The 22,109-nt window shown below is 68.7% G+C and carries 20 protein-coding genes; 14 read left to right on the top strand and 6 right to left on the bottom strand.

What is annotated here, in order from left to right; all coding sequences use genetic code 11:
• Positions 1–71: 71 nt before the first annotated feature.
• The 5 genes from C1707_RS20255 to C1707_RS20235 all read left to right on the top strand — a co-directional run bounded on the left by C1707_RS20255 (position 72) and on the right by C1707_RS20235 (position 7,575).
• Complete coding sequence (locus tag C1707_RS20255) at positions 72–2,906, top strand: hypothetical protein (RefSeq protein WP_101715768.1); 2,835 nt, start codon at positions 72–74, stop codon at positions 2,904–2,906.
• A 66-nt stretch (positions 2,907–2,972) separates the two neighbouring features.
• Positions 2,973–3,653, top strand: a complete 681-nt coding sequence (locus C1707_RS20250; RefSeq protein ID WP_101715737.1) for a hypothetical protein — start codon at positions 2,973–2,975, stop codon at positions 3,651–3,653.
• An 80-nt stretch (positions 3,654–3,733) separates the two neighbouring features.
• Positions 3,734–4,123 carry a hypothetical protein gene (locus C1707_RS20245; protein ID WP_101715736.1) on the top strand — a complete coding sequence of 130 codons (390 nt, stop codon included), beginning with the start codon at positions 3,734–3,736 and terminating at the stop codon, positions 4,121–4,123.
• A 181-nt stretch (positions 4,124–4,304) separates the two neighbouring features.
• The gene (ssb, locus tag C1707_RS20240) at positions 4,305–4,838 is read left to right on the top strand and encodes a single-stranded DNA-binding protein (RefSeq protein WP_101715735.1); all 534 of its coding nucleotides are present in this window, start codon (positions 4,305–4,307) and stop codon (positions 4,836–4,838) included.
• A 418-nt stretch (positions 4,839–5,256) separates the two neighbouring features.
• Positions 5,257–7,575, top strand: coding sequence for a TonB-dependent receptor domain-containing protein (locus C1707_RS20235; RefSeq protein ID WP_420808284.1), 2,319 nt, complete (start codon positions 5,257–5,259; stop codon positions 7,573–7,575).
• Here C1707_RS20235 and C1707_RS20230 read toward each other — a convergent pair.
• Genes C1707_RS20230 through bioF form a run of 3 tightly spaced genes read right to left on the bottom strand, consistent with a single transcriptional unit; the run spans position 7,572 to position 10,291 of the window.
• On the bottom strand, positions 7,572–8,459 hold the full coding sequence (locus tag C1707_RS20230) for a Gfo/Idh/MocA family protein (protein ID WP_101715734.1): 888 nt from the start codon (positions 8,457–8,459) through the stop codon (positions 7,572–7,574). The two genes, C1707_RS20235 and C1707_RS20230, sit on opposite strands and share 4 nt — an antisense overlap.
• Positions 8,460–8,462: 3 nt before the next feature.
• Positions 8,463–9,125, bottom strand: coding sequence for a dethiobiotin synthase (bioD, locus tag C1707_RS20225; RefSeq protein ID WP_101715733.1), 663 nt, complete (start codon positions 9,123–9,125; stop codon positions 8,463–8,465).
• Positions 9,122–10,291, bottom strand: coding sequence for an 8-amino-7-oxononanoate synthase (gene bioF / locus C1707_RS20220; RefSeq protein WP_101715732.1), 1,170 nt, complete (start codon positions 10,289–10,291; stop codon positions 9,122–9,124). The genes bioD and bioF overlap by 4 nt, the downstream gene beginning before the upstream one ends.
• 89 nt (positions 10,292–10,380) lie before the next feature.
• Here bioF and C1707_RS20215 point away from each other — a divergent pair, with 89 nt between their 5' ends.
• Together C1707_RS20215 and C1707_RS20210 are read left to right on the top strand one after the other, a co-directional pair.
• Positions 10,381–11,667 carry an adenosylmethionine--8-amino-7-oxononanoate transaminase gene (locus C1707_RS20215; protein WP_101715731.1) on the top strand — a complete coding sequence of 429 codons (1,287 nt, stop codon included), beginning with the start codon at positions 10,381–10,383 and terminating at the stop codon, positions 11,665–11,667.
• Between the two features lie 13 nt (positions 11,668–11,680).
• Positions 11,681–12,583, top strand: a complete 903-nt coding sequence (locus C1707_RS20210) for a DMT family transporter (RefSeq protein WP_101715730.1) — start codon at positions 11,681–11,683, stop codon at positions 12,581–12,583.
• On the opposite strand, the gene C1707_RS20205 is transcribed toward C1707_RS20210, so the two are convergent.
• Both C1707_RS20205 and C1707_RS20200 read right to left on the bottom strand, forming a co-directional pair.
• A complete protein-coding gene (locus C1707_RS20205; protein WP_101715729.1) occupies positions 12,580–12,828 on the bottom strand; it encodes a hypothetical protein in 249 nt (82 codons plus the stop codon). The two genes, C1707_RS20210 and C1707_RS20205, sit on opposite strands and share 4 nt — an antisense overlap.
• Positions 12,829–12,846: 18 nt before the next feature.
• Positions 12,847–13,686, bottom strand: a complete 840-nt coding sequence (locus tag C1707_RS20200) for an ATP-binding protein (RefSeq protein ID WP_101715728.1) — start codon at positions 13,684–13,686, stop codon at positions 12,847–12,849.
• Between the two features lie 120 nt (positions 13,687–13,806).
• On the opposite strand from C1707_RS20200, the gene yajC reads away from it, so the two are divergent.
• The 6 genes from yajC to C1707_RS20170 all read left to right on the top strand — a co-directional run bounded on the left by yajC (position 13,807) and on the right by C1707_RS20170 (position 18,739).
• Complete coding sequence (yajC, locus tag C1707_RS20195; RefSeq protein WP_058350310.1) at positions 13,807–14,121, top strand: preprotein translocase subunit YajC; 315 nt, start codon at positions 13,807–13,809, stop codon at positions 14,119–14,121.
• 65 nt (positions 14,122–14,186) lie between these two features.
• Positions 14,187–15,782: a protein translocase subunit SecD gene (gene secD / locus C1707_RS20190; protein ID WP_101715727.1), complete on the top strand. Its 1,596-nt coding sequence runs from the start codon at positions 14,187–14,189 to the stop codon at positions 15,780–15,782.
• Positions 15,783–15,794: 12 nt separating this feature from the next.
• Positions 15,795–16,745 (top strand): protein translocase subunit SecF, encoded by a 951-nt coding sequence (gene secF, locus C1707_RS20185; protein ID WP_101715726.1) that lies wholly within the window; start codon positions 15,795–15,797, stop codon positions 16,743–16,745.
• 8 nt (positions 16,746–16,753) lie between these two features.
• Entirely contained in the window at positions 16,754–17,113 is a 360-nt protein-coding gene (locus C1707_RS20180; RefSeq protein ID WP_101715766.1) for an Mth938-like domain-containing protein, read from the top strand.
• 160 nt (positions 17,114–17,273) lie between these two features.
• Complete coding sequence (locus C1707_RS20175) at positions 17,274–17,888, top strand: urate hydroxylase PuuD (RefSeq protein ID WP_101715725.1); 615 nt, start codon at positions 17,274–17,276, stop codon at positions 17,886–17,888.
• A 119-nt stretch (positions 17,889–18,007) separates the two neighbouring features.
• Positions 18,008–18,739: a squalene/phytoene synthase family protein gene (locus tag C1707_RS20170; RefSeq protein WP_101715724.1), complete on the top strand. Its 732-nt coding sequence runs from the start codon at positions 18,008–18,010 to the stop codon at positions 18,737–18,739.
• A gap of 43 nt (positions 18,740–18,782) precedes the next feature.
• Here C1707_RS20170 and C1707_RS20165 read toward each other — a convergent pair whose 3' ends face one another.
• On the bottom strand, positions 18,783–20,879 hold the full coding sequence (locus tag C1707_RS20165; protein ID WP_101715723.1) for a S9 family peptidase: 2,097 nt from the start codon (positions 20,877–20,879) through the stop codon (positions 18,783–18,785).
• 287 nt (positions 20,880–21,166) lie between these two features.
• Between C1707_RS20165 and lpxC the strand changes: the two genes are divergently transcribed.
• A complete protein-coding gene (lpxC, locus tag C1707_RS20160) occupies positions 21,167–22,063 on the top strand; it encodes a UDP-3-O-acyl-N-acetylglucosamine deacetylase (protein ID WP_101715722.1) in 897 nt (298 codons plus the stop codon).
• Positions 22,064–22,109: the final 46 nt, after the last annotated feature.

Genomic DNA, 22,109 nt, shown 5'->3' with positions numbered 1-22,109 from the left:
TTAACGAAACGTCAGCGTTCGTAGCCGAAGATTGCCGCGCGTGACGTAATGCGCGCGTTGTGGAAGCGGTCGTGATCACTTTCGACACCAGTTCGCTGCTGAGCTACTACCAGGCCAAGCTTGGTGTGGGCACGGCCGCGTCCGCGCTGTCGTCGGGAACGACGAACTCCACCTCGACCACCAAGCAGGGCATCCCGGCCGCGCCGTGGACCACGGTGTCCACCGAGCCCAGCGATCTGGTCAAGGCGGCGCTGAACGGCCGCAAGTTCGTCGACGAGGGCGCCGCCGAGGCCGCCGCGCCGGGCGTGAAGGGCGACTACAAGAAGCTGTTCTCGGCCTACCAGGCGCTGAACACCCTGACGGCGATCGCCAACCGCGCCAGCGAGAAGAACGTCTCCGACAGCGAGATCAAGCGTCTGCAGACCGCGCTGACCAAGGGGCTGACGGAGCTCACCAACTACATTCAGAACGCCAACACCGACGGCATGCGCCTGACCACGGGCGCGGCGATGACGTCGGACAAGTCCAAGGTCGGCGTGCCCAAGAACGTCTACGGCTACGTCACCAACACGCTTTACAGCGGCCAGTTCGACGACGAGGTCCCCGCGTTCAAGGGCGACCAGAAGTTCACGATGTCGGTCACCAAGTTCGGCGAGACCCAGAACCTGACGATGGACCTGTCGGAGATGGGCGCGAAGCCGCGGACCATGTCCAACGTCGTCAGCTTCTTCAACGACAAGCTGGCGGCCGCCGGCTACAACACGACCTTCGCCGTCGAGCGCACCGCCGGCGTCGAGCGCACCACCACGGTCAACGGCCAGACGGTGAAGCTGCCGGCCACCGGCGACGACTTCGCCCTGCGCATCCGCGGCGATTCCATCGAGAAGCTGAGCTTCACGGCTCCCGCCGCCAAGCCCGCCGTCTACATCACCACCGAGGCCGGCAACCCCGACCCCGACAAGGACACCAAGACCGACGACGCGGTCATCGAGAATACCCTGACCAAGTACGGCGCCGGCGCGGGCGCGGCGGCGGGCACGAAGGTGTTCTCCGACACGCTGGAAGGCACCGTCGCCAAGGTCCACAAGACCGTCTCGGGTCCCGACGGCTCGATCTACGTGCTGGCCGACGTCGAGAAGAGCGTCGAGAGCCAGACCATCAAGGGCGACCAGGACGTCGCCCTGCTGAAGTACGACTCCGCCGGCAAGCTGCTCTACGCCCGCAGCCTGGGCGCGGCCGACACCGCCACGGGCTACTCGATCGCGGTCTCGGCCGACGGCAAGGTGGCCGTCGCCGGCTCGGTGGCGGGCACGCTGAACGGCGCCACCACCGGCCCGATCAATTCAGACAGCAACGGCACGGTCACCGACAGCTTCGTGTCGCTGTACGACGCCAACGGCGACGAGACCTGGACGGTGCGTCGCGGCGGCCTGCTCGAGGACGAAGCCACGGCCGTGGCCTTCGGCGAGGACGGCGTCGTCTACGTGGCCGGCCGCACCAAGTCCGACCTGCCAGGCGCCACCGGCTCGGCCTCGAAGGGCGGCTACGACAACTACCTGACCGGATTCGCCAGCGACATCGCCGGCACGCCCCGGGCGCTGTTCACCACCCACTTCGGCAGCGCCGAGAACGACACGGTCTCCGGCATCGTGGTCGACGGCGACAAGGTGATCGTCGCCAGCAAGGAAGGCAGCCAGGCCAAGCTGCGCAGCTTCGACGTCGCCACCACCGTGGTCACCGAGAACCGCACGTCGCTGAACTCGGCCGGCATCTACGAGACCAAGCCGGTGACCTACACCAAGGCCGCCGCCATGACCGTGGGCGCGGTCCGCGATCTGGGCACGCTGAAGGGCGGCGACATCGCCGGCATCAGCATCGACAACGGCCAGCTCTATATCGGCGGCTACACCACCAACGGCGAGTTGTCGGTGGGCAACACCACCTCGGCCGCTTCGGGCGGTTCGGACGGTTTCGTGGCCTGCGTCTCGCTGGATCTGACCGACACCTCGGGCGACACCCTGGCCTATTACGGCGGCACGGGCGACGACACCGTCACCGGCATGGCGGTGTCCAACGGCCAGGTCTGGCTGGTCGGTTCGGCCGGCAAGGACCTGGCGGGACTGCCGACCGTGGGCACCAAGGACGGCTATGTCGCCCAGATCGACATGGGCACGGGCGAGGCGACCTGGGAACAGCGCCTGACCGGCAAGGACGGCTACGCCACCCCGACCTCGATCGCGGTCGACGCCTCCGGCTCCAGCGCCCTGGACGTGTTCGGCCTGCCGCGCGGCGCGATGAACTTCACCCAGTCGGACAAGATCGTGTCGGCGACCGCGGCGCGCCCCGGCGACACCTTCCAGATCCGCACGCGCGAACGCGGCCCGCTGACCACCATCACCATCAGCGCCGCCGACACGCTCGAGACCCTGGCCGACAAGATCCGCCGCGCCTCGGGCAACGCGGCCAAGGTGTCGATCAGCAGCGACGGCAACATGCGCAAGCTGAGCATCACGCCGGCCTTCAAGACCTCGACCGTCGAGATCCTGCCGGGCAAGGGCGACAGCGACGTGCTGAACGCCCTGGGCCTGGCCTCGGGCGTCGTGCGCAATACCAAGACCGAGGACGGCCGCACCGTCTCGGCCGACGGCAAGGGGCCGGTCTACGGCCTCAAGCTCAATCTCGACATGAGCCTGGCCGACGCGGAGTCGCGGGCCACGACCGCCGACCTGTTGAAGTCGGCCACGGCGGCGATCCGCAACGCCTATCGCGAGATGGCCGACATCGCCAACGGGGTGAAGGTCGACTCGTCCTCCACCAAGAGCAACACCACCGGCACGGCGCCGGCCTACCTGACCAACCAGATCGCCAACTACCAGGCCGCGCTCGACCGTCTGACCGGCGGTTGACAATTGTAAGCCCTCCCACGCGCGGCGACGCTTGAAACCGTCATCGACGCGTCGTAGCCAGGGGGCATGGAACTTCTCAAAGACCGACGCGTGCTGCTGGGCGGCGGAGCGGCCCTGGCCGTGATCGCCGGCCTCGGCGTGGCCTTCGCGCTGATGGGCGGCAAGGACCGCAAGCCGGCCGAGGAACCGCCGGCCTCGCGCGCGGGCCTGATCGTCGAGACCGGCCGTTCGGACGACACCAAGCTGAACGATCCGGCGCGGCCGCTGCGCTGCTTCGTCGGCGGCCAGTTCGTGGGCGAGACCACCCTGGCAGAATGCGCCAAGAAGAACGGCGTGGCGACCGGCGCGCTCGACGTCGGCGTCGACGAGACCGGGGCGCTGGCCGCCGCCGACCAGGCCGGCACGGTGCTGACCCCGCTGCCGCCCCCGACCGTCACCGCGCCGGTGGCGACCGCTCCGACGCCCGCCCCCGCCGGGACCAGCGCCGCCAGCAGCGCGCCGCTCGGCGTCTGCCAGCGCTATTCCGGCGGTCAGTGGAACAAGCTGCCGGGGGAGATCACCCAGAATGCCTGCATCCAGCAGCTGTTCGCCGGCAAGTGCGAGCGCCCGGGCGGCGCCACCTACGGCCGCTGGGGCGATGAAACCCTGCGCCTGCTGCCCGGCCGGGTCGAAGCCTCGTCCGACAACCGCTCGTTCCACCTGGTGGTGGAGCAGGCGGCCAACTGCGCCATTCCCAGCGTCGGTTAAGGCGCGCCGCGTGCGCGCTGCACATGTTTGAATACCGGCCCTTCCCGTCGGGAAGGGGCCAGGGCCGAAGGAGCTCTCTGATGCGCGTTTCCTCCATCGCCGCCGTCCTGGCCCTCGGGGTCGCCGGCATCGGCCTGTCGGGCTGCGTCAAGGCGACCAAGGCTCCCTTCGACCAGGGCGTGTGCAACCACGTCATCGAGAAGAAGGACGGCACGCTGCAGTTCAACCCGGTCGAGCGCAACGTGCCCAACATGGAGACCTGCGCGGCGACCCTGGAGGGCATGCGCATCCGCTTCATGCGCATGGGCCTGCGCCGGGAACAGCTGACCGGCTCCTACCAGGGCAAGTTCATCTTCGTGGAGAAGGAAGGCATCTATCTGGGCGACAGCTACGAGGGCGCCCGGTTCATGTCGCTGGTGCGTACGGGCGACGGCCGCCTGGCGGTTCCGGGCGCTCTGCCGGCGCGCTGAACCTTCGGGCGAGCGCCTGGGGAAAGCCTTGTGGAAGGGCAGGAGAGGGCGGTGGATAACCGCCCTCCGTTCACAGGAACGTTCGGAGAACAAATCTTGCTTTTGGTCTTGCTGAGTCGTTAACGTCCTGGCTTCGAGATTCCGGCGCGTTGGGTCGCCGGGCGAGAACAGGGCATCGCCAATGGCTGGCAGCGTCAACAAGGTCATCCTCGTCGGCAACCTCGGGGCCGACCCCGAAATTCGCACCCTCAACTCGGGCGACCGCGTCGCCAACCTGCGCATCGCCACGTCCGAAACCTGGCGCGACCGTTCCAGCGGCGAGCGCAAGGAAAAGACCGAGTGGCACCGGGTCGTGATCTTCAACGACAACCTGGTGAAGGTGGCCGAGAGCTACCTGCGCAAGGGCTCGACCGTCTACATCGAGGGCGCCATCCAGACCCGCAAGTGGACCGACCAGCAGGGGCAGGAAAAGTACTCGACCGAGATCGTGCTGCAGAAGTTCCGCGGCGAACTGACCATGCTGGGCGGCCGCGGCGACGGCGCCGGCGCCTCGTCGGGCGGCGGCGGCTATGACGACGGCTACGGCCAGGGCGGCGGTGGCGGCTACGGCGGCGGCCAGGGCGGCGGCAACTTCGGCGGCGGCGCTCCGCGCAGCCAGCCCAGCGGCCCGCGCGAGAGCTTCTCGGCCGACCTGGACGACGAAATCCCGTTCTAGGCATCCGTCGTCGGATGAATTCGAGAAGGCGGCCGTTCCGGAGAGGGGCGGCCGCCTTTTCTTTGCGCGTCGGGCGCCGGCGCGCGCGGCGCCGGGCCGGACTTGGCCGGCGCGCGCGGCTCGGGGATTTGACGCGCGCGCCGCCAGGCTGTGGGGTGCGGACGTGCCTATGCGCCCAGGTCGGGGACGCGCCAGAATTCAGATCCGGAACGATCGTCGCGACGAAGAATATGCGCGGCGACGGGAAAGCGTATTCCCTCGCGCTGTCGAGTAACGGTGCTGGTGCATATTAAATGATCTCGTTTGTCGCTGGCGGAACCACGAAGAAAAGTGGGCTCCTGTAACGGCGATTTCTGTTTTTTGACCTGCGGTCGGGAGCCAGTCTCGTCGGGGGATCGAAAAGCAGGGGATAGCCGTGATCCAAGTCCACCCGAACAAGCGCGCGTTTCGCCGTCTGAGGGCCGCCTTGCTGGCGGCCAGCGTCATGGGGGCGGGGGCGCCGGCCCTGGCCGAGGAAGACCCCAGGGGGCGGGCCGACGAGGTCGACGCCGTCGTCGTCACCGGCAAGCGGGTGTCGGAGGCCAGTGTCGCCATCGGCACCGACCAGGCCACCGCCACCGTCTCGATCACCCGCGAGGCCCTCTTGTCGGCCCCGGCCGGCGTGACCGGCCTGAAGATGCTGGAGAGCCTGCCGGGCTTCAACGTCCAGGCCAACGACGCCCTGGGCATGTACGAGTTCGGCAATTCGGTCTCGGTGCGAGCCTTCAACTTCCAGCAGATCGGCTTCCTGCTCGACGGGATACCGATGGGGCGCAGCGACCAGTTCGGCGGCAGCCCGATCTATCGCTATGTCGACAACGAGAACTTGGCGCGGGTGACGGCCTCGGCCGGGGCCGGCGACGTGTCGCTGCCCAGCTACGCGTCGCTGGGGCCTATCGTCGACTACTTCACCAAGGCGCCCGACGCCGCGGCCGGCGGCTCGATCAGCCAGACCCTGGGCGAGGACAATCTGCGCCGCAGCTTCCTGCGCCTGGAGAGCGGCCGGATCGGCCGGCTGTCGGGCTATGTGGCCGGTTCCTGGATCAAGGGCGACCTGTGGCGCGGCCCTGGCTTCATCAAGCGCGAGCACTACGAGGGCAAGCTGGACTACGCCTTCGAGAACGGCGGCAACCTGACTTTCCAGACCGTCCACAACGACTATTTCGACTACGACTCCCCGTCGATCACCAAGGCCCAGTACGACGGAACGGCGGGCGATCTGTTCGGGCGCAAGGGCAGGGACTTCGCCTATCTCGGCTACGTGCCCAGCCTGCCTGTGACGACGGCGGGCGTGCCGTACTCCAACACCGCCTACAACCAGTACTACAAGTTCGCGGTCAACGCCCGGCGCGACCACCTCTACGGTCTGTCGCTGAACAAGCCGATCGGCGAGGCCTTCGAGATCCGCTCGACGGTCTATTACGAGGACAAGGGCGGCTACGGCGTCTCGCCCGAGGCCTACGCCACCTCGCTGGCCAGCTACAACGCCGAGCGGCTGATCGTGGCCGGCCTGACCGCGCCCAAGGGCGTGCAGTACGGCCTCTCGGGCGTCGACGGCAAGCGCAAGGGGATCACGGCGGGCGGAACCTGGCGGACCGGGATCCACACCGTGCAGGCCGGGGTCTGGCTGGAGAAGGACGACTACCATCGCACCCAGGCCCGCTATAACACCCAGAACGGCCATCCCGACGGCGCGGCCCTGCTGAACGAGCCGGTGCACCTGCAGCGCAACTACGTCTCCACCCGCGAGACCACCCAGTTTTTCCTGAAGGACACGGTGCGGCTGCTGGACGACAGGCTGAAGGTCGAGCTCGGCTTCAAGGCCACCGACATCGACTACGAGATCGCCGGTTACCGCAATCCGGCCGACTACATCGCCCAGCGCCAGCCGCGCATCACCGACAGCTGGAAGAACAGCTTCCTGCCGCAGGTGGGCCTGGTCTATTCGATCAACGGCCGCGACCAGGTGTTCGCGTCCTACTCGGAGAACCTGGCCTTGCCGCGCGGCGCCGACGACATCTACTCGGCCGCAAGCCCGGCCACGCCCGGCCCGGACGCCGAGACCTCGCAGAACCTGGAGATCGGCTATCGCGCCAACCGGCCGACCTTCAACGTCTCGGTCGTGGCCTACTACACCGCCTTCGACAACCGCCTGCAGTCCTACGCCTCGGTGGTGCCGGGCAGCACGACGACCGAGACCTTCTTCCAGAACGTCGGCGGCGTGGAGGCCCACGGCGCCGAGTTCAGCGGCCAGTGGAAGCCGGAGCTGCTAGGCGGCAAGGTCTACTTCAACGCCAACCTGTCGTACAACCGCGCCGAGTTCGAGAATAACTTCGGGACCAACTTCATCGCCGGCAACGTGCTGCCCGACTTCCCGACCTGGCTGTTCCAGGGCGGGGTGACGTGGGAGCCGACCGACTGGGCGCTGGTCAACGTCTCGGCCCGCCACCTGAGCGACCGCTACACCAACTTCACCAACACCGAGAAGACCGACGGCTACACGGTCTGGAACGCCTATGTGGATCTGGGCGACGGCTTCGGCGTCGGGCCGCTGAAGCAGGTCAAGGCCCGCGTCAACATCGATAACATCTTCGACGAGGACTACCTGGGCACGATCACCACGACGGTGAACACCGCCGCCACCTTCCGGCCGGGCTCGCACCGGACCTTCCAGGTGACGCTGTCGGCCGACTTCTAGACCGAAAGCTCCGACACCACCCGCTCGCACAGGCGGTGGGTCTCCAGGGCGTCGAGGGCCGACAGGCGTCGGTCCTCGCGCACCGCGCCCAGAAACGCCTCGATCATCGCCTCGAAGCCGCGCTGGCGAGCGACCGTGGTCCAGTCGCCGCGACGGGTCAGGCTTTCACCGCCGGAAAAGTCGGTGACGTCGGCCAGGTTGACGATCCGGCGCTTGATCCCGCCGCCCATCACCTCGAGCACCTCCTCGTTGGCGCCGCTGACGCGGTTCATGACGCCGACGGCGTCGAGGCCGGGGCCGCTCAGGTGCAGCATCACGTGCTCCAGGAGGTCGCCGTCGAGGCGCCCGGACACGCGGGCCTGGGTCGCGCCCGGGACCAGGAAGCGCAGGCTGTCGACCACGTGGATGAAGTCGTCGAAGACCGTGCGCCGCACGCCGTCGGCGTGGCCGGTGCGGTTCTTCTGCATCAGCACGAACGGGGCCTTCAGGGCCGCCGCCTCGGCCTGGGCGGGCGCATGGCGGCGGTTGAAACCGACCATCAGCGACACGCCGCGCGTTTCGGCCAGATCCACCACGGCCTCGCAGGCCTCCAGCGTGTCGGCGATCGGCTTGTCGACCAGGGTGGGCACGCCGGCCTCGATCAGGCGACGGACGATCGCCGGATGGACCGTCGTCGCGGCATGGACGAAGGCGGCGTCCAGGCCCTCGGCGAGGGCCTCCTCCAGGTCGGTGTGCAGCCGGTCCACCCGCCAGGCCGCGCCCAGTTCGTCCAGCGTGGCGGTGCTGCGGGTGACGAAGGCCAACTGTACGTCGGCGCGGGTTCCCAGCACCGGCAGGTAGGCCTTGCGGGCGATGTCGCCCAGCCCGATCATCGCCACGCGCATGCGTCAGAACCCCTTCGCCAGATGGTCGGCCAGTTCGCCTGCGTCCCAGGCTTCGTCGCGCGGCGCAAGGAAGATCGGCGTCTCGCGTTCGAAGGCGCGCAGGGCGTCGGCGGTCTGGACCAGGTCGGGCGCGTCGAGGCTCTCGCTCATGACGATGGCGGCGATGCGGACGCCCCGGGCGCGCAGGGCGATCAGGGCCGTCAGCACGTGGCTTATCGTGCCCAGGTACGAGCCGGCGATCAGCAGCACGGGCAGGTCGAGCGCGGCGATCAGATCCAGATTGGTCGCCTGGTCGGTCAGCGGCGACATCACCCCGCCGGCCCCTTCGACCAGCAGCAGGTCGTGCGCGCCGGCCAGGGCCGCGCGGCAGTCGGCGGCGAGGTCGTCGATCCGCAGCACATCGCCTTCGAGGCGTGCGGCCAGGTTCGGGGCCAGCGGCGCGCGGTAGCGGCGCGGCGAGATGCGGGGCAGGGCGGCCGGGTCGCCCAGGGCCTCGGCCAGACGGGCCGGGTCGCTGCCCGACGGATCGGCCGGATCAAAGCCGCTGACCACCGGCTTGAAGGCGTCGACGGCCAGTCCGCGTGCCTTCAGGGCCCGGATCAGGGCGCAGGCGACGTGGGTCTTGCCGACGTCGGTGCCGGTCCCGGCGACGAACAGGGCGCTCATGCCCCGTTCGTCCTGGAGGGGGCCTCGACGTAGGGACGGACCAGGGCGGCCAGGCGCAGCACCTCGTCATCGGGATGATCGGCGCTGAAGGCCAGGCGCAGGCGGGCGGTGCCGGCCGGCACGGTGGGCGGGCGGATGGCCACCACCAGGAAGCCCTCTGCCTCCAGGGCGGCGGAGGCGGCCAGCGCGGCGTCGGCCTCGCCGATCACCACCGGGACGATCGGGCTTTCGGCCAGAGGCAGGCCGGCGGCCTTGGTGAACAGGCGCGCCTTGCGCAGCGGCTGCGCGGCGAAGGCGGGATCGGCCTCGATCAGATCCAGGGCGGCGATGGCGGCGGCGGCGGAGGCTGGCGGCAGGCCGGTGGTGTAGACGACGGTGCGGGCGCGGGTCTTCAGGAAGTCGACCACGCTTTGCGAGCCGCACAGATAGCCTCCGTAGGAGCCCAGCGCCTTCGACAGCGTGCCCATCTGCAGCGGGATGACCGCCTCCGGGAACAGGGCCGCCGTTCCCCTACCGTCGCCCAGCACCCCCACGCCGTGGGCGTCGTCGACCAGCAGCCAGGCGTCGTTGGCCTCGCAGACGGCCGACAGCCAGTCCAGCGGCGCGACGTCGCCGTCCATCGAGAACACACCGTCGGTGGCGACGATGGCGTGGCGGAAGCTCGATCGATGCTCGGCCAGCAGTTCGGCCAGGGCGTCGCTGTCGTTGTGCGGGAAGCTGACCACCTTGGCGCCCGAGAGCTGCGCGCCGGCCCAGATGCAGGCGTGGGCCAGCTCGTCCACGAACACGACGTCCTGCTTGCCGGCGAAGGTGGGGATCACGCCGGTATTGGCCAGATAGCCCGAGCCGAACACCACGCAGGCCTGCGTCCCCTTGAGACGGGCCAGGCGCGCCTCGAGCTCCTCGATCAGCGGATTGTCGCCGGTGACGAGACGCGAGGCGCCCGAGCCCGCGCCGTGCTCGGCCGCGGCGGCCTGGGCGGCGGCGATCACGGCCGGATGCTGCGACAGACCCAGATAGTCGTTGCAGGAGAAGGACAGCAGGCGCTTGCCGTCGCGCTCGACCACGGCGCCTGGCAAGCGGCGGGTGGGTTTCAGGCGGCGGCGCAGGCTCATGGCCTCCAAGGCCGCGAGCTTGCCGCTCGCGAAGGCGTCCAGACTGTGCATTCCAATTCCTGTCTGCCCAGATTCCCATTTGCTCCGGGAGCCGAGCCCGTCTAGGCGGGGCGCCCCTCCGGCGCAACGAAAGGATCGCCATGACCACCCCTGACTGGCTCGCCGAAGGCGCCAAGCACGTCTGGCGGCCCTACTGCCAGATGAAGACGGCCCCGGCGCCGCTTCCGGTCGTGCGGACCCATGGGTCGCGGATCGTGCTGGAGGACGGGCGCGAACTGGTCGACGGCATCGCCAGCTGGTGGACGGCGGTGCACGGCTACAACCATCCCCACATCGCCGAGGCCTTGCGCCGGCAGTTGGAGTCCATGCCGCACGTGATGTTCGGCGGCCTCGCCCACGAGCCGGCCTATCGGCTGGCCGCACGTTTGGCGGCGATCCTGCCGGGCGAACTGGACCACGTGTTCTTCGCCGAATCCGGCTCGGTCTCGGTCGAGATCGCCATGAAGATGGCGCTGCAGTTCCACATCAATCGCGGCGAGACGGGGCGCACCCGCTTCCTGTCGTTCCGCGGCGGCTATCACGGCGACACCCTGGCCACGATGACGGTCTGCGACCCGGAAGAGGGGATGCACAGCCTGTTCTCGGGCGTGATGCCCGCCCAGGTGATCGCCGACCTGCCGCTGGACGACGCCGCCGAGGCCGCGCTCGACGCCTTGCTATCCGAGCGGGGCGGCGAGATCGCCGCCATGCTGACCGAGCCCCTGGTGCAGGGCGCCGGCGGCATGCTGTTCCACGATCCGCAGGTGCTGCGCCGCCTGCGCCGGCTGGCCGACAAGCATGGCGTGCTGCTGATCTTCGACGAGATCTTCACCGGCTTTGGCCGCACCGGCGAGCTCTTCGCCATGCAGGCTGCAGGGATCGAGCCCGACATCGTCACCCTGTCGAAGGCCCTGACGGGAGGAACCCTGCCGCTGTCGGCGGCCGTGGCGTCGCGCAAGGTGTTCGAGGCCTTCTGGTCCGACGACGCCGGCGCGGCCCTGATGCACGGCCCGACCTACATGGGCAACGCCCTGGCCTGCGCCGCCGCCAATGCGTCGCTCGACCTGTTCGAGGCCGGCACCTGGAAGGCCGATGTCGCGCGGATCTCGGCCGCCTTGGCGAAGGGACTGGCGCCCTGCCGCGCTGCGCCGGGCGTCGTCGACGTGCGGGTGCTGGGCGCGATCGGCGTGGTCGAGTTCGCTTCGCCGGTGGCCGTCGGCGCGCTGTGCCAGGCCTTCGCCGAGAAGGGCGCCTGGATCCGGCCGATGGGCAAGGTCGTCTACCTGACCCCGGCCTACACGACGCCGGACGCCGACCTCGACATTCTCCTGTCGGCCATTCGCGATGTCATCGGAGCCGGCGGGGTTGAAGGAAGCGGCGGGGTCTGATCCAAGCGGGGCCATGTCCGCGTCCACCGGCCCCCTGACGACGATCGAACGCCTGGCGATCCTGGCGATCATCCTGACCTGGGGACTGAACAACGCCGCGGCCAAGTTCGCCACCGCCGCCCTGCCGCCGATGATGGTGGGCGGCTTGCGCTTCCTGCTGGCCCTGGCGTTCCTGTTCCCGTTCGTGCGGCCGCCGTTTCCGCACTGGAAGCGGCTGCTGCTGATCGTGCTGCTGTCGGGGCCGATCCACTTCGCCCTGATCTACCTCGCCTTCGGCATGGCGCGGTCGCTGAGCCCGCTGGTCGTCGCCACACAGCTGTGGATCCCGTTCACGGCCTTGTTCGCCTGGCGCATGCTGGGCGAGACCATGCGGGCGCCGGCCGTGGCGGGCCTAGCCGTGGCCTTCGCCGGCGTGGCCTGGATGAGCCTGGATCCGCACGGTGCGGCCGACCTGCCGGCCATCGTGCTGGGCGTGGTCGCCGCCGCCATCTGGGCGGTGGCCACGGTGCTGGTGCGCAAGTCGCCGGGCGTGAAGCCGTTGAAGGTACAGGGCCTGACGGCCTTCGTCGCCGCGCCGGTGCTGATCGCCATGTCCTTCGCCTTCGAGGACGACGTCGTGGCCAAGGTCTCGTCCGCGCCGCCGCTGGCCTGGGCCTGCGTGGTGTTCGCTGGCGTCGTCTCGACCATCGGGGCCAGCGCGCTGCTGTTCTGGCTGGTCCAGCGCCGCGAGCCGGGCCGCGTGACGCCCTATTTCCTGGCGACGCCGCTGGTCTCGTGCACGATCGGCGTGCTGTTCATGGGCGACGCCCTGTCGCCGCAGCTGGTCATCGGCGGCGGCGCGACCATGGTCGGCGTGGCGCTGGTGGCCCTGACCGAGAAGAAGACCCCGCCGGCGACGAGCGGCGACCCGGCCTAGTCGTCCTCGCCCTCGCGCCAGCGCCAGGGGGCGTCGCTCTTCCAGCGGGCGACCAGCATCACCACCAGGGTCATGAGCACGACGAACGCACCGACGAGGCGCGGATGGGCCTTGCCGTAGAGAACGGCCGAGGCGAGCAGCAGGCCAATATAGAGGGCGACGACGGCCCAGCCTTCCCAACTGCAGGGCGGCCCCGCGCCATAGCCATGACGCTTGACCCTGAACCACGGCTTGCCGTCGGCCACGTTTCCCCCCGGAAGTTGTTATCCGGGCAAACGTACGCCCAGTTCGCCGGCCAGGTCGCGGACAAATTGCCACGCCACGCGGCCCGAGCGCGCGCCGCGCAGCTGCGACCACTGCAGGGCCCGGCGCTCCAGGTTCTCGACCGTCAGGCCGAAGCGTTCGGCATAGGTGTTGATCGCCGCTAGATAGGTCGGCTGGTCCATGGGCGGGAAGCCGATCCACAGGCCGAAGCGGTCGGAGACGCTCATTTCCTCTTCCGCGTTCTCGGCCGAGGCGATGGCGCCCTGGCTCTCGGCGTGGTCGCGGGGCATCAGGTGGCGGCGGTTCGAAGTGGCCACGAACAGCACGTTCTCCGGCGGACCGGCCACGCCACCCTCCAGCGCCGACTTCAGGGCCTTGGCCGCGGCCGCGCCATCCTCGAACGACAGGTCGTCGCACAGCACCACGAAGCGCTCGGCGCGCACGCGCAGGGCGTCGAACAGCGGGGGCAGGGCGGCGACCTCGTCGCGGTCGACCTCGACCAGCTTCAGGTCGGTATATTCGGCGGCCAGGGCCATGAAGGCCGACTTGGTCAGCGAGCTCTTGCCCGTGCCGCGCACGCCCCACAGCAACACGTGATTGCAGGGCAGGCCGGTGGCGAACCGGCGCAGGTTCTGCAGGAAGCGGTCCTTCTGGCGCTCGATGCCGACCAGCAGCTCGATGTCCATGGCGTAGTCGGGCGCGGGCAGGAAGGCGCCGCTGACCGGCTCGTGCCGGAACAGGCGCGCGCCGCCGAAGCTGGGAGCGGCGGGGGCGGCCGGGGCCAGGCGATCCAGGGCGTCGGCGATGCGGGCGAGCAGGGGCAGGGCGGCTTCGGTCATGGCCACGCTCCTAACGCCCTCGCGCCCTCATTGCAAAAGAGGAGGTGAACGCATAGCTTCCGCCGACTTGGCGGGGACCCTATTTCAGGCGCTCCGCCCGCAGAAATTCGTGGAGACGTTATGAACCCCTCTGGTGGCCTGGAGCAGCAGCTCATCGGCATCGCGCCGATCATCCTCATGGTCGTGCTGTTCTACTTCATGCTGATCCGTCCTCAGCAGAAGCGCCAAAAGGAACACCTCGCGACCCTGAACAACATCAAGCGCGGCGACAATGTCGTTCTGTCCAGCGGCGTGATCGGCAAGGTCGTGCGGGTTGAAGAGAAAGAAGTCGGCGTCGAGATCGCTCAAGGCGTCACGGTGAAGGTCCGCAAGGGCATGATCACCGAAGTCACGGCCAAGGGCGAACCGGCCCCGGCCAACGACCCGAAGAACTGAGCTTAGGTCTAGTTCGTATCAAGCCCGCCCTGGCGCCCCTGGCGTCGTCGAGAGCCTCGTAGTCCATGCTGAGCCTATCCCGCTGGAAGATTGTCCTCGTCACCCTGTCGGTGATCTTCGGCATCGTCTTCACCCTGCCGAATCTTCTGCCGCAGAAGACGCTAGACGCCCTGCCGGGATGGGTTCCCAAGCAGAAGCTGAACCTGGGCCTCGACCTCCAGGGCGGGTCGTACCTCCTTTATGAGGTCGACACCGCCCAGCTGCGCAAGGAGCGGCTCGACAACCTCGTCGAGGACGTCCGCAACACCCTGCGCACCGCGGGAATCGACTTCAACGGCCTGGCTCAGGCCAACGGCGTGATCGGCGTGCGCATCGACGACGCCTCCAAGGTCAACGCCGCGGTCACCGAACTGCGCAAGCTGGGCAGCCCGCTGGCCAGCGGCGTGGGCACCGACGTCAACGTCGCCACCCGGGCCGACCAGCGCATCGAGCTGACCTTCTCGCCGGACGCCGCCCGCGCCGACGCCTCCAAGGCCGTCGACCAGTCGATCGAGACCATCCGTCGCCGTATCGACAGCCTGGGCACCAAGGAACCGACGATCACCCGCCAGGGCGCGGACCGCATCGTCATCCAGGCCGCCGGCGAAAGCGATCCCGAGCGCCTGAAGGCCGTCATCGGCAAGACCGCCAAGCTGACCTTCCAGATGGTCGACGAGACCGTCACCCCCGAAGAGATGGCCTCGGGCCGCATGCCTCCCGGCACCGTGATGGTGCCCAGCGGCGACGGCTACGCCCCGGCCTACGCGCTGAAGAAGCGCGCCGTGGTCTCGGGCGAGGAACTGGTCGACGCCCAGCAGGCCTTCGACGGCCAGAGCGGCCGTCCGGTGGTCTCGTTCCGCTTCAACGGTTCGGGCTCCAAGAAATTCGGCGACGCCACCGCCCGCAACATCGGCAAGCGCTTCGCCATCGTCCTCGACAACAAGGTCATCTCGGCCCCGACCATCCAGACGCCGATCCTCGGCGGCTCGGGCCAGATCACCGGCAACTTCACCGTCGAAAGCGCCAGCGAACTGTCGCTGCTGCTGCGTTCGGGCGCGCTGCCGGCCCAGCTGAACATCGAGGAGCAACGCACCGTCGGCGCCGAACTGGGCGCGGACGCCGTGCGAGCGGGCGCCATCTCGCTGGCCATCGGCGCGGCGGCGATGTTCGTGTTCATCATCCTGGCCTACGGCCTGTTCGGCGTGTTCGCGGCCCTGGCCCTGGTGGCCAACGTGCTGCTGATCGTCGGCATCATGTCGTTCAGCCAGGCGACGCTGACCTTCCCCGGCATCGCCGGCCTGATCCTCACGCTCGCCGTCGCCGTCGACGCCAACGTGCTGATCTACGAGCGGATGCGCGACGAGGCCGCGGCCGGGAGGTCGCCCATGTCGGCGGCCGACACCGGCTACAAGCTGGCGCTGGTGTCGATCCTCGACGCCAACATCACCAGCCTGATCTCGGCCGGCATCATGTTCAGCTTCGGCTCGGGCCCCGTGAAGGGCTTCGCCTGGACCCTGGCGATCGGCGTGTTCACCTCGCTGTTCACCGCCATCATCATCACTCAAGTGCTCATCGGCTGGTGGTTCAAGGCCGCCAAGCCGAAGAAGCTGCCGATCGCGTAAGGATCAAAGCTCATGGCTGCTTGGCCCCTCATTCGCCTGATCCCGCGCTCGACCCACTACCGCTTCGTGCGCTGGGCTCCGGTCGCCGCGATCTTCTCGCTCATCCTGATCGTCGGGTCGGGCGTGTCGTTCTTCACCCAGGGCCTGAACCTGGGCATCGACTTCAAGGGCGGCGTCGCTCTCGAAGCCCGCATGCCCACGGCCATCGACCTCGACGAACTGCGCAAGGTGGCCAAGTCCACCGGCGCGCACGACGTGCAGGTCCAGGGCTTCGGCTCGGCCAACTCGGCGATGATCCGCTTCCTGCCGACCGAAGGCGTCAACGCCAACGTCGAGGCCAACCGGATCAAGACCGAGATCATCGCCAAGTTCCCCGGCATGACCATGCCGGCGCCGACCGTCATCGGCGCCAAGGTCTCGGGCGAACTGCTGCTTGGCGGCTTCAAGGCGCTCGGCATCGCCCTGCTGCTGATGCTCGGCTACATCTGGTTCCGCTTCCAGTGGCAGTTCGCCGTGGGCGCCGTCGTGGCCGTGTTCCACGACATCATCCTGACCCTGGGCATTCTGTCGGTGATGCAGATCGAGTTCTCGATGACCTCGGTCGCGGCCCTGCTGACGGTCATCGGCTACTCGATGAACGAAAAGGTCATCACCTTCGACCGCCTCAAGGAAAACCTGCGCAAGTACAAGACCACGCCGCTGCGCGACATCATCGACCTGTCGGAGAACGAGCGTCTGTCGCGGACGATCATCACCGGCTCGACCGCGCTGCTGGCGCTGGGCGGCACGATGATCTTCGGCGGCCCGGTGCTGTTCCCGCTGGTCTTCACCATGGTGTTCGGCATCGCCATCGGCACCTATTCGTCGATCTACATCGCTCTGCCCCTGATCCTGGTCTGGGGCGTCAAGCGCGGCGACGAAGAGGCCAAGCCGGTCAAGCTCGGCGCGGCCAGCCAGCCGTGAGCCAGGCGCTGACCCCGCGCCAGCCCCCGTCGATCGACGCCTGGGGCGGCGGCGGCTTCCGGGTTTCCGGCGTCTGGCGGCCCGGTTCGCTGCTGGTCATCGACGACCAGCCGCAGGACTGGGCCGTCGCCAGCGTGGCGGACCTGACGCCGGAGGCCTTCGCCCCGGTGTTCGCCGCCGGCGGCGCGGTCGAGTTCGTGCTGCTGGGCATGGGTCTGGCCAACGCCCTGCCGCCGCGCCCTGTGCGCGACGCGCTGAAGGCCGCGGGCCTGGGTCTCGAGTTCATGAGCACCGAGGCCGCCGCCCGCACCTACAACGTGCTGGCCAGCGAAGGCCGCCGGCTCGCCGCGGCCCTGATCGCGGTCTAGGACCCCCTCCGGCCTTCCGGGCAGCCTTTCCGAGAGGGGGGGACCTGGAAGGAAGATGCTCCCCTCCAGGGGAGCTGTCGCGCAGCGACCGAGGGGGTCGCTTCCCCGACTCTCCCGCACCGCCTATCCTGCGCCGCAAGACACGGCTCAGGGGGCTGAATTGACTGGGATTCTCACCAACTTCCGCAGCACCATCATCGTCAGCTTCGTGCTGGCGATGGTGATGGTGTTCGGCTTCGGGCACAGCCCCAACGGTTTCCACGGCGCCTACTGGCAGGCGGTGTTCCGCTGGCTGCACGTGCTGTTCGGCATCCTGTGGATCGGACTGCTCTACTACTTCAACTTCGTGCAGATGCGGGTGATGCCGACCATCCCCGCCGAGCTGAAGCCGGCGGTCAGCAAGTACATTGCCCCCGAGGCGCTGTTCTGGTTCCGCTGGTCGGCCCTGGCCACCTGGCTGATGGGCATGATCGTGGCCTTCAACCGCGGCTACCTGATGGAGGCCATGACCCTGGGCGCCTGGCAGGGCTACCAGCGCGGCGTCGACATGGGCTTCACCTTCATCGGCATGGGCATGTGGCTGGCCACGGTGATGTTCTTCAACGTCTGGGGCGTGATCTGGCCGAACCAGAAGCGCGCCCTGGGCCTCGTGCCGGCCGACGACGAGACCAAGGCCAAGGCCGGCAAGCTCGCCATGCTGTTCTCGCGCATCAACCTGCTGCTCAGCATCCCGATGCTGGTGACAATGACCATGTACCAGACGCTGTTCGGCTGAGCCGGACGATCCTGGAGCAAGGAGGCCTCGCCGGATCGGCGGGGCCTTTTTTCTTGGGCCCAGGCCCGCCGGTGCGGCGGGCCTTTCTCTCCAGGCAAGAGGGGGGCATAAGCCGCGTCATGTCCGCCGCCCCCGACAATCCCTACGATTCCGGCCTCGACGATCTGGTCCGCCGCATGGACAACGATCGCTGGCTGGCCAGCCGCTTCGTCTCCGACATCCCGGCGCGGACCGACGTGGTGGCGCTGATCGCCTTCAACTACGAACTGGCCCGCGTGGCCGGCGGCGTCACCAGCGCCCTTATGGGCGAGATCCGCCTGACCTGGTGGCGAGAGGCGATGGAGGAGCTGGCGGCCGGCAAGGCGCCGCGCAAGCATCCCGCCGTCGAGGCCCTGGCCGCCTCTGGCGTCGATCCCGCCGCCTTGGCCGCCATGGCCGAGGCCCGTCTCGCCGATCTGGAAGAGGAGCCGTTCGCCGACGAGGCGGCGGTGCTGGCCTATGTCGACGCCACCGCCGGCGCCCTGGCGGTGCTGACGGCGCGACGTCTGGATCCCGCCGCCGACGCCCGGGCCGTCCGGGCCGCCGCGCGCGCCTACGGCCTGGCCGGTCTCTGGCGCCTGAAGCTGGCCGGCCGCTCGCGCCTGCCGCTGGACTGGACCGCCGCCGACGTCGAGACCCGCGTGGCCGCGCAGCGCAAGGCCGCCGCCGCCGAGCTGAAGGGGCTGCCGATCGCGGCCTTCCCCGCGGTCGCGCCCGCCGCCCTGGCCGCGCGCCAGGCCAAGGGGCGCGAGATGGGCGAGCTCGAAAAAAAGGCCCGCCTGACCTGGGCGGTCGCGACGGGCCGGATCTGATCGTGGTTCCTCCCCCGCTAAAGCGAGGGAGGAGTTTGGGCGCCTACTTCCCCGTCCACTGGTTCAGCCAGCTCAGCACCTCGTCGTGCCACTGGACCGAGTTTTGCGCCTTCAGCACCCAGTGGTTTTCGTTGGGGTAGTACAGCAGCTTGCTGGGCACGCCCTTGCGCTGCAGGGCCGTGAAGGTGGCGATGCCCTGTTCCAGCGGCACGCGGAAGTCGTTCTGGCCTTGCACGACCAGGGTCGGCACGGTCCATTCGCCCACGTGGTCGGCCGGGTTGAACTTGGCGTAGGTGGTGTTGCCCTGCCACGGCGTGCCGCCGTTCTCCCACTCGCTGAACCACAGCTCTTCGGTCGAGTAGCCCATGAAGCGGCTGTCGAAGATGCCGTCGTGGTTCACCAGGCACTTCCACGGCTCCTTCCACTGGCTGGCGATCCAGTTGATCATGAAGCCGCCGTACGAGCCGCCCAGGGCGCAGGCGCGGTCCTGGTCGAGGAAGCCGTACTTCTGGGTCGCGAAGGCCCAGCCCTTCTGCAGGTCTTCGAGCGGACGGTCGCCCCAGTGCTGGCTGATGGCGTCGGTGAAGGCCTGGCCGTAGCCGGTCGAGCCGTGGAAATCGATCATCACCACGGCATAGCCGGCGCCGGCGTAGGTCTGGGCGTTCCAGCGGTAGTGAAAGAGGTTGCCGAAGCTGCCCTGTGGGCCGCCGTGGATCAGGAAGGCCACCGGATACTTCTTGGCCGGATCGAAGTTGGCGGGCTTGACCAGATAGCCGTGCACGGTCTCGTCGTTCCAGCCCTTGAAGCTGAACTGCTCGGCCTCGCCCATGGCCACGCCCTGCAGCTTGTCGGCGTTGAGGCCGGTCAGCTGGATCGGCGCGCCCGCCTTTCCTTTACCTTGGGGGGGCAGGGCGTAGAGCTGGGCCGGGGTCTTGAGATTGTCCTGGGCGACGACGGTCGAGCCGCCGGCCGCGCTGAACGCGCCCACGTGGCCTTCGCCGGTCAGGGCCGTGGCCTTGCCGCTCTTGACGTCGATGGCGAAGAGCTTGGTCTGGCCCACGTCCTCGGCGGTCGTGTAGATCGTCTTGCCGTCGGCGCTGAAGGTGATCGACTGGGCCGAGTGGTCCCAGGCGGGGGCCACTTCACGCACCTTGCCGTTCTCGCGGACCATGATCCCGAAGCGGTCGGCCTCGAAGCCCGGGCGCTTCATGGCCAGCCAGGCCTGCGTCTTGCCGTCCGGCGAGAAGGTCGGCTGGGCGTCCCAGGCCTTGTTGTCTTCGGTCAGGTTGGCGGGCTTGGCCGAGCCGTCGACCGGAACCGACCACAGGTCGTAGTTGGTCTGCCAGGGCTCGTCGCGGCCGGCGATCTTGGCCGAGAACACCACGGTCTTGCCGTCGGGGCTGATGGTGAAGTCCTCGTCGCCGCCGAACGGCTTGGTCGGGGAATCGCCGTCGAAGCCGGCCATCAGGGCCACGGGCTCGCCCGTCGCCACGCCAGAGGCGTCAAGGCCGTAGGCGTAGAGGTGGTTCTTCGTGCCGTCGTTCCACGTATCCCAGTGGCGGATGAACAGCTTATCGTAGACGACGCCGGTGGTCTTCTGGGCCTTCTTCTGGTCCAGGCGCTCCTGGGTGCAGGCCAGGGTAGGGCAGTCGGGGAAGACGGCCTGGCTGACCACCACCGTCTTGCCGTCGACCGATACCTTGAAGGCGCCGACGTCGAACGGGGCCTTGGTCACCTGCACGGCGGTCTCGCCGGCGGCGTCGGTGCGGAACACCTGGTCGGAGCCCGCGCGGCCCGACAGGAACCAGATGCTCTTGCCGTCGGCCGACCAGCGGGCGCTGGAGACGCCGCCGTCCGACACCGCCAGGCGGCGCGGCGCGATCCTGGCCTTCAGGTCGGCGAGCCACAGCGAGAACAAGGCCTTGTTGGCCGGCAGGTCCATCGTCCGCACCAGGTAGATCACCTGGCGGCCGTCCGGCGACACCTTCGGCTCGCTGACGCGGTCGAGGGTGACCATGTCCTTGGCGGTGAAGCCGCGCCCCTCCTGGGCCTGGGCCGCCTGGGCGGCGGCCGGGACGACCGCGAAGGCGGCCAGCGACAGGGCGAGGGCGGAAGCGGCGAGGCGCAAGGTCTTGGTCATGGAAGTCGTGGTCCAGGCGGCAAGGTTGCCAAAAACGGCGCGAGCCTAGCGGGGCCGTGCCGGCGAGGCCAGCCCGAAGGGCAAGCTTTGCTCCATGCTGCGGCGCCGTTAGCGAAGGTGGCGGAATTTGGCCCTTCAGGTGTCCAAAAGGCCATATCCGACAACGACTTATGAAGGTAACAATCCGAAACAGGACTTGCGTTGCTGCGTCGCGGCGAAGCTCGTAGACGGTAAATGGGGACGAATAGGCGGCCGCAGAGCCGCTCCCAAGTTTACAAAGGTTTCTCGTGTCGGTTTCGCCTTATCATCAGCACACGGTCGCAGGGCCGGTGATCTTCGCAGGGATCGGCCTGCACACGGGCGCGCACGTGCGCGTCGCCGTGCGCCCCGCCGCCCCCGACAGCGGGATCGTCTTCGTGCGCACCGACGTCCAGGACCGCGACAACCGCGTGGCGGTTCGCGGCGACGCCGTCGTGCAGACCCAGCTGGGCACCGTCATCGCCAACGCCGCCGACGTGCGCGTCTCGACCATCGAGCACCTGATGGCCGCCCTGGCCGCCCTGTCGGTCGACAACTGCGTCGTCGAGCTGGACGGCCCGGAAGTGCCGATCATGGACGGCTCGTCCGAGCCCTTCGTCCAGATCCTCGACCGCGCCGGCCGTCGTCGCCAGGAAGCGGCCCGCCGCTACATCGAGATTCTCGCGCCGATCGAGGTGGTCGAGGGCGACAAGCGCGCGACGCTGACCCCGGCCGAATCCTTCGAGGTCGCTTTCGAGATCGCCTTCGCCAGCAAGGCCATCGGCCGCCAGCGTGTCGACCTCGTCATCGACGAAGCCAGCTTCCGCAAGGAACTGTCGAACTGCCGCACCTTCGGCTTCCTGCGCGAGGTCGAGGCCCTGCGCGACATCGGCCTGGCCCGCGGCGGCTCGATGGAGAACGCCGTGGTCATCGACGGCGATCGCGTGCTCAACCCCGAGGGCCTGCGCCGCTCGGACGAATTCGTGCGCCACAAGGCCCTGGACGCCGTCGGCGACCTTTATGTCGTCGGCGCTCCGATCCTTGGCAGGTTCGAAGGAATTCTGGCTGGGCACGGCCTCAATAACGCCGCTGTTCGTGCGTTGATGGAGCAACCGCGCGCTTGGCGCTGGCGCGCCTATGCGCCGGAGCTGGCCGAAGCGGTCTGACAAAAACGGGGGATCGCTCCCGCCGCTCGGCTTTCGTTTGCGCCCG

Origin of the sequence: Caulobacter flavus, from assembly GCF_003722335.1 — a bacterium.
Classification (GTDB): domain Bacteria; phylum Pseudomonadota; class Alphaproteobacteria; order Caulobacterales; family Caulobacteraceae; genus Caulobacter; species Caulobacter flavus.
Note: the sequence above shows the minus strand (reverse complement) of the source record. Positions and strands in the feature narration are given on the sequence as shown.